Source organism: Gordonia sp. CPCC 205333 (assembly GCF_048537885.1).
GTDB lineage: Bacteria > Actinomycetota > Actinomycetes > Mycobacteriales > Mycobacteriaceae > Gordonia.
Genome location: NZ_JBCLVI010000005.1, coordinates 680,246 through 688,323, shown reverse-complemented (window position 1 = coordinate 688,323; position 8,078 = coordinate 680,246). Strand labels below are relative to the sequence as shown.

Sequence of the window (8,078 nt, the reverse complement as noted above, 5' to 3'; positions counted from 1 at the left end):
CAAGCCTAAGAAGGACCCCGACAAACTCAACCTCACGCCGTTGGCGCAGCAGATCGCGACACTGATGGGCGTACACCCAAAATGATCGTTCCCGCTGGTCAGGCGGTGGCTAGGTGTGACTCTCGTCACCGGAACGGTGCCGATCAGGGAGTTTGCCGAAACCGATTTGCACTCGGTGTCAGGGCACCTGTAACTTGGTGTTTACCGACGCGGGGTGGAGCAGCTCGGTAGCTCGCTGGGCTCATAACCCAGAGGTCGCAGGTTCAAATCCTGTCCCCGCTACAAAAGAAGTAAGAAAGAACCACGGTCCCCAAGGACCGTGGTTCTTTTCTTTCTAGGTATCGCGCCGTCGTGATAATCGCCGTGGTGCCTTAAAAGGGTGAGTAGGTGCCGCTGTTCCCATAGTGGCGCAGCGGCCGGTGGTCGCGCCCCTGCGTCGATACCAGCTCGGCAACAATTACAGCATCCAGGCACATCGCTCGTCGCGCGTCACGCATTCTCCTTACTTTCCCCCAACTCCATCAACTTGCTGCGCAACACTTTTCCACTCGGATTTCGCGGAATGGCGTCGATTGTGACAAATTGTTTGGGGACCTTGTAGCGCTCAAGGGACGCACGTAGGTGGAGTTTAAGAGATTCTGGATCGACCGCCTCGTTGTCAGTGGTGACTACAAAAGCCTTGAGAACTTGTCCGAATCTTTCATCGCTGACGCCAACAACTATGGCATCTTTGATCGAAGGGTAGCGGACGATAATATCCTCGACTTCAGCGGGAAAGACATTTTCGCCGCCAGAGACAATCATGTCGTCCGATCTGCCAGCCAGAAAGAGCAGCCCCTGTGAATTGATGTAGCCGACGTCGCCGGTGTCGACGAAACCATCGATCACCACTTTGGTCGGGGTGGGAGACCGGGTGTCACGTGTATAGCCGGCGTACTCCAGTGGTCCACGAACGAAGATTCGTCCCGATTCGCCAGGTGGCGCCATATCGCCTGCCTCATCAATGATCCGGATTGAAACGCCGAGGGCTGCTTTGCCGACGGTTGACGGAAAGCGACAGAGGTCGTCGGGTGTTGCGGTGGTCACCACACCTGCTTCGGTGGATCCGTAACCATTGACCAGCACGTTCCCAAAGCGGTTCTGAAATCGCCGCACCGTGACACTTGTTACCGGGGCGGCACCCGTTACTGCCCGCCGCAGGTTAATAGATCTCTCGGACGCGGACGGCTCGGCATCGAGAATGTGTTGAAGCATCGTCGGAACGGCGAAAAGTACCGTTGCGCGATGGCGGGCCATATCGTCGAGCACAGTAGCGGCATCGAATCGACTCCGGCACACCACTGTGCCACCTGCGCTAATGACGCCGATGGCTGCGAGCAAACCGAACCCGTGGAAGAACGGCGGGCCGACGACGACCACATCGCGCGAGCGCAACGGCACTGTCGCAGTCCCCGACACCGCTAGCTGAACCACCCCCCAAAGCCGTACAGATCTCGGTACGCCCTTGGCTAGGCCGGTAGTCCCGGAGGTAAGGAGGGTGTATTTGCCAGAGCGCCAGACGCGGTGCCGATATCGGCTCGGTGACTTGGTGGTCGACAATAGCGTCGGCACCGTCGATTCTCGGGCGGAGGTGCCAACAATGACCTGAGTTCCGCCAAAACTGCCGGCCGCGATCGCATCGGCGAATTCCTCGTCGTAGATGAGGGCGTCGGGAGCGTGCCGGGTGAGCAATGTTGCCAGTTGTATGGCGGGAAGCTCCGTGTTGATAGCAATGGTTTCAGCGCCAGTCATCGCCGTGGCAGCCAACGCCTCGAAAAAGCCGCGATGATTGCGACATATTATCGCCACTGATTTTGGACGTCTCTTAGCGCAGAGGTGGGACGCCAAGGCTCCGGCATCGCGGTAAAGCTCCGCATAAGAAATAGCGCCGGCGTCGTCGATTACTGCCGAGCGGTCCGGGTAGCGGGCCGCTGCGATGCCGAATAGTGTCGCGGCGGTGTTTCCATGCTGCCAATAGCGGTTGACGATTCGTGCGAGTACCAATGGACTTGGCGGGGCCAACATTCCTGATCGGATAAGGGCGACCGCGGCGGTCAGCCATTGTCGACGACTTCCCCGAGTGGAAATGTCTTGCGCCGACGTATTGCTTTGGTTCATGAGCCAGTGCCAATCGGGTGGGTATCGGCGAATTCTTTGGCCATCGCTCGCACATACGCTGCCTCCGACGCTGTGGTCTCCCCGCCGCGGCTGTCCAGGTAAGAGATCACATGTCCGAGGGGGGCCTCAAAGATCACCCCGAGTACACGTACGACGGACAAACTTCGCGGAGCCATCGCTCTCGGCCGCCGAGAGGCAGCATAGGCGAGTATGTGCGCGGCCTGCTCGGGTGTGTGGCCGGGCGTCCGGCTCACCCATCGGGTAGCGACCATGCGACTTTTGATGTGACCCGCGTAGATGGTCGTGACGTCGATTCCGTCGCCGCGTACCTCGAGCGCGATGGACCGCAACCATGTGTCGAACCCCGCTTTACAGGCGATGTAGAACGACCACCGCGGAGCTACGGGCGCCATCCAAAGACCAGCGGTGGCGATGTTGATGATGTGTGCGCCGCGGCTCACCTTCATACTCGGCAGCAACGCGAGGGTGAGGCGCATTGGGCCTGTGAAGTTGACTCCGACCATCGCGTCCATATCGCGCAGGCGTTCAGCGCTGCGATACACACTGCGGCGCAGCGATTTGCCGGCATTGTGCACCAGAATATCGACGCCACCGTGCTCCTGTAAGACTTGCCTGGCGAACGCGTCCACGGCGTCGACATCGATGAGATCGACTGAATAGCTGAACGCGGATCCGCCGACGGCGGTGATTTCTGCGGCGATTTCGTCGAGTCGTGCTTTGGTACGAGCTGCCAAGAGCACGGTCGCCCCGGCAGCGGCGAATAGCCGCGCGGTCGCCTCACCCTGGCCGAATGACGCCCCGGTGATGAGTACGATGCGACCCTCGACAGAGCGGCGCAACCGTTCGAGATCGTTCTCCATCGGTGGACCCATTGCCCGCAGCACAGCTCCGGTTGCCAATTCCTTGAGCGCCAAGATGTACTCCTTAGATAACGGCATTATTTCTAATAACGATAGTATCTGAAATGGAACGGCGCAAGGCCGGTGCGTGGCGGCCGTGACCGCAGACCTGATGACTGGGACCTCAAGCTGCTGAAATGAGGGCGATAGGATGGAGCGCGTGGCAAACTCCAGGACCATCGCGCAAGCTGAGACCAAGCGTCAGCTGGTGGCGAGTGCGCGGGAACTTATGCTTACCGAGGGATACGGTGCAGCCTCGGTGTCTGCGATCACGCAGCGAGCTGGGTTCACCACTGGTGCCTTTTACTCCAACTTCGATAGCAAAGCTGACGTCGCCCTGGTCGTACTGGCCAGCTTGCAGGGTGAAGCCCGTGAGCACCTCAGCGATCTTGTCGGTGCGAATGCCGATCTCGCGAAGGTGGTCGAGAACATTCGTGGATGGATAACCCACACTCTCGATTCGGGTTGGCCGCGCCTGGAGCTGGAATTCGCTCTGGCCAACCGTGCGGATTCATCGATCGTGGCGACCGAAGGTGCGCGGAACCGCTCTGCCGTGGACAATATCGCCGAAGTACTAACCAAGCTATTGCCGTCGGCGATCCTGGAGATGGTCCCGGCGCGCCGGATCGCCGAGTTGATTCTGGACCTGTCCTTCGGCCTGGCGGTACGTAAAATCGTCGATCCCAGCGTGACGCCCGATCACGTACTCGACCTCGTCGACGAATTGCTGTCCGCAGTCACTTCGGTGTGAGACTACGACGCTTCGGGCACACGGCGAGGTCTGTGGTTCGGGGTGACGAGGTGGCTGTCGAGGAAGGGGTATGCGCGCCGGGCGAAAGTCAGTCCGCCGGTGATGTGCTCGCGTCGTGGAAACAGATCCATAGTGACCTGTGCGCCGGCAGCGGCCCAGCGCGCATTGAGTTCGACGGTCTGGCGGTACGGGATGGCCTGATCCCACCTGCCAGTGGCGATGAAGACAGGTGCCGACGGAGGGCTGTCGCCGAGGCGGTTCAGCTCGAGATGGGCTCGCACATCTGTGTCATCGAGGGGGTGCTCGTCGACGCATGACTCGACGCGGAATGGGGGAAGGAGCCAGCCGATAAACCCGAGGATCACCGCAGCGACAATATGCGTGCGGCGGAAGATGCGAATCAGCAGTCTGCCCCGCCTATTCAGGTGACGTGTCGCGTGCAGGTTTGGATACGCGGCATCAAGACCGATCAGCCCATAGATGAGCAGGAAAGCATACGGGCTGCGCTGGTGGCGTTCGTAGCAGTCGAGGAGATCTGCGGGCGCTGCACCCACCGCCCCGGCCACCACTGGCAATTCGGGTGCGTAGGTCGGGTGCAGCTGTAGTGCCCAACCAGCGGCGCACCCGCCTTCGGAGTAGCCGGTGATCGCGATCGGCAGATCCGCGAGATGCTCGTGCGCGATCTGTCGTGCGGCGCGCAACAAGTCCAGCACCGCTGGACCGAGGGCATGGCCGACGACGTACGGATGCGTAGCGCCTGTGCCGAGGCCCGGATAGTCGGGGACCGCGAGCGCCCAGCCGCGCCGCAATCCGGCAGCGAGGAATCCGGCTTCGTACTCCAGCCCGTAGGCAAGTTGTGCCGACGTCGCCGACGCCCGCGGCGCGAGCCCCTGTGTGCCGACCGCGTACCCAATCAATGCGTGCGGAGCCCGGCTTGTCGGAACGAGAACGGTTCCGGTCGCTTCGATGATGCCGCCGGTTGCAGCGGTGGTGGTGTAGCGGACTGCCCAGGCGCGGGCACGCATTCTGATTCCGGGAAACAGTCGGGCGCGTGTCGGCTCGCACGAAATGAGCACGCCCGCAGCTTTGGGTGCTTGATTGGTCATTCGGCCCATCTTCGTGTTGGTAGCAATCTCAGATCGCGCTGATATTTGAGATTACGGTAGTATCTGACACGAATTTTCGCAAGGGTCGGAAGGTCGGTGAGTGGCTTGCGTCGGCCCTCCCTACGACTTCGCCGGCCACCAACTCTTGGATCCGAGAACAGTAGCGATGGCTGGCACAATGAGCGTTCGCACGATGAATGTGTCGATGAGTATGCCCGCGCCGATGATGAATCCCATCTGATACATCATCGAGATGCTGCCGGCCATCATCCCGAACATGGCGGCGGCGAAGATCATCCCCGCCGAGGTAATCACTGAACCGGTGTAACCGACCGACCGAAGGACGCCGATCCGGAATCCCTTCTGGGACTCCTCCCGCAAACGCGACATATACAGCATGTTGTAGTCCGCACCGACGGCGACGACGAGCACGAATGTCATCGCCGGAACCGCCCAATATAATTGTTTGCCAAGTATCACCTGGAATAGCAGAACCCCGGCGCCCAAAGCGGCCAGATAAGTCAGAATCACCGTCGCGAGAAGGTATACCGGCGCGACGATCGACCGCAGCAGAAGACACATCACTGCGAGAATTATCAGCAGGGTGACGACGATGATCTCGACGAAGTCTCGTTTGAACACTTCGCGAAGATCGCCGAGAATAGCCGAGAGACCGCCGACCGCGACCTCGGCGCCCGCCAGGCTGGTGTTGGGTGTCGCCTCCCGTGCGGTCGAGGCGATCAATCGGGTCAGTTCCATCGCTCGCGGACTGTAGGGATCAACCGAAGTCTGCAACATATAGCGAGCCATCTTGCCGTCCGGTGAGATGAAAAGTGCTGCAGCCGAACCGAAGTCGCCGGTCGACAGTATTCCGTCGGGAAGATAGAAGCCGGACGCCGACGGCGACTTCGCACTCGTCCCGACGGTCTGCAGATACGCGGCGAGTTCGGTGAGTCCGCCCATCGCCTCTTCAGTCTGGCGGCGCATCTCGCGCACCCGGTCGCCCATCTGCTCTGCATCTTCGTTGCTCAGGCCAAGCAACTGGACCCGGCGGAGTACATCATTCGCACGGTCATATCGTGCTTTAAATTCGCCGATTCGACGAATATACGACTGTGCGGTCGCGAGCTGCCCCTTCATATCGCTGATCAACTTCGACGGTGGTGTGCCACTTTGAGCCATCGCGTCGATGGCTGTGCTCACCGATCCGAGCGCGGCCAATGCGCCGCTGTTCTTGGACTCGATCAACACCGCCAGTTGGTTGCGAAGTTGGACGCATTGAGGAAGATCGGTGCAAACTCGCGATCCTTTCATCGACGAGTAGATCGGCTCGATGAGGGCGATTGCCGAAGTCAACGTCATTGCCGTGGTCTTCAATGTCGGTGCGAGACCGGCCAATTGGTCGAGCTGTGGACCGGATTTGCTGAGCCGATCGAGCAGAGAAGAGTATCGGTTTAACTGTCCAGTTGCGCTGCCTGCTTGGGAAAAAGCCTGAGTCATCAGCGAATTGATACGGGAGAGCTCGTTGGCGTCGAACTCCTGCGCCAACTGCGAGACGAGGTCGGCGATCTGTTGGACCCGATCAAGTTGAGGCACATAATTCTTCGCGCTGTCTTTGGCGCGTGCGAGTTGTTTGCCCATCGTGCCGATCTGCCAGGCCAAGGTGGCCTGCGTGATTTTCGACCCGTCGGGTCGCGTAATCCCGACTATCCGCGTCACGCCGGGAAGTTGGGATACGCGCTGGGCCATCTGTTCCAGATCGGCCAACCCTTCCGGCGTGCGAAGATCCTTGGGCGAGTTGATGATCAGGTATTGCGGCAGCATCGAGTCGGAGGGGAAATGCGCGTTGAGCATCGCGTAGCCCTCTGAACTATCCGTCCCCTTGGGCTGCGCGGCGCGATCGTCGTAACTGAATCTCATTGACGGGGCGAATGCGGCCAAACCTCCGAGCGTGAGTAACGCCACGAGGAGTGTCACGACAGGATTCCGGACGACGTAAACACCGATCCGACGCCAGAGTTGTTCAGTAAGTGCGGCTTTGGGGAATCCGATCCCTCGCTTAGCCGCCAGATGAAGGATCGCCGGCAGCATCGTGACGGTGACGAGAAAGCCAATGGTGATGGCGACTGCCACCGCCGGGCCCGAAGCCGCGAGCGCCTGCAGTTTGGCGGTGACCTGCGCCAGATTGGCGATGGCCACCGTGGCGGCAGTCGCGAGAATGACGCGGGTCATCGAACCGCTGGTGCGAGCGATGGCTTCGTCGGGCCGGAGGCCCAGCCTCAGGTTTTCGTGATACCGACTGATGTAGAAGACCGTGTAGTTGACACACGCGCCGGCCACGATCGCCACCATGAGGGCCGACGATGTACTCGAGATGGGCATGCCCAACAAACTGAGTCCGGCCACCGTCCCGCGAGCTACGACGACACTCATTCCCATGACGATCAGCGGCAATGACGCGGTGAAAACCGAACGGTAGATCACTAGCAGAAGCACGGTGATAACCGCGAATGTGATCGCACCAACGAGCCGCGTGTCGGAAATCGCCTGAACCGCGACGTCGCCCATGGTGGCGGCGTTACCCGTCACGCGGGCCGTGACCGTACTGCCGTCGAAAGTCCGCGCCACGGTGTTTTTGATCGATTTCAGCGACTGCATTGCCTCGGGCGACCCGAGATCCCCGCGCACGCCCACAAGTAGGTACCACGCCGTTCCGTCGGCGCTCAGGACCTGCTTTCGTAGAGTCGGATTCGACTGCGCGTCAGCGGCGCCGAGTAAGTCCTGCACAAAAGTGGTGGCACCGCCTTCGTTCAGGCGTTGGACGAGCGCACTGTAATGCGCGCGAGCGCCGAGGTTGTATCCGCCGGGATTCGTCATCGCGACGATGGCTACGTTGTCAGCACCCTTCTGGTTGAACTTTTCCGCCATCTCGTGCATGGCGGAAATAGACGGTGCGTCGCTCGGGAACGGTGCAACCGACCGCTCATTGGCAACCGTCTCCAGTTGCGGCCACGCCAAATTGGTCCCGACAGCTATCAAGATCCATACCAAGATGACCAGGGCCGAATGTCGGGTGATGCCACGCCCGACCCGTTCGAATGCCGGACTGTATTGGTGGGCCACTGGATCTGTTGTCCTTCGGGG

The 8,078-nt window shown here is 60.4% G+C and carries 5 protein-coding genes and 1 tRNA gene; 2 read left to right on the top strand and 4 right to left on the bottom strand.

Annotation, left to right across the window (positions count from 1 at the left end):
• Positions 1-208 precede the first annotated feature (208 nt).
• A tRNA-Met gene (locus tag AAFP29_RS21170) sits at positions 209-282 on the top strand.
• A 207-nt stretch (positions 283-489) separates the two neighbouring features.
• Here AAFP29_RS21170 and AAFP29_RS21165 read toward each other — a convergent pair.
• Positions 490-2,157 (bottom strand): AMP-binding protein, encoded by a 1,668-nt coding sequence (locus AAFP29_RS21165; protein ID WP_419219387.1) that lies wholly within the window; start codon positions 2,155-2,157, stop codon positions 490-492.
• Positions 2,154-3,116 carry an SDR family NAD(P)-dependent oxidoreductase gene (locus AAFP29_RS21160; protein ID WP_419219386.1) on the bottom strand — a complete coding sequence of 321 codons (963 nt, stop codon included), beginning with the start codon at positions 3,114-3,116 and terminating at the stop codon, positions 2,154-2,156. The genes AAFP29_RS21165 and AAFP29_RS21160 overlap by 4 nt, the downstream gene beginning before the upstream one ends.
• Before the next feature lie 112 nt (positions 3,117-3,228).
• On the opposite strand from AAFP29_RS21160, the gene AAFP29_RS21155 reads away from it, so the two are divergent.
• Positions 3,229-3,828, top strand: coding sequence for a TetR/AcrR family transcriptional regulator (locus AAFP29_RS21155; RefSeq protein WP_419219384.1), 600 nt, complete (start codon positions 3,229-3,231; stop codon positions 3,826-3,828).
• A 2-nt stretch (positions 3,829-3,830) separates the two neighbouring features.
• On the opposite strand, the gene AAFP29_RS21150 is transcribed toward AAFP29_RS21155, so the two are convergent.
• Together AAFP29_RS21150 and AAFP29_RS21145 are read right to left on the bottom strand one after the other, a co-directional pair.
• The gene (locus AAFP29_RS21150; protein ID WP_419219383.1) at positions 3,831-4,934 is read right to left on the bottom strand and encodes a lipase family protein; all 1,104 of its coding nucleotides are present in this window, start codon (positions 4,932-4,934) and stop codon (positions 3,831-3,833) included.
• Between the two features lie 120 nt (positions 4,935-5,054).
• Positions 5,055-8,057: an RND family transporter gene (locus AAFP29_RS21145; protein WP_419219381.1), complete on the bottom strand. Its 3,003-nt coding sequence runs from the start codon at positions 8,055-8,057 to the stop codon at positions 5,055-5,057.
• Between the last annotated feature and the right edge of the window lie 21 nt (positions 8,058-8,078).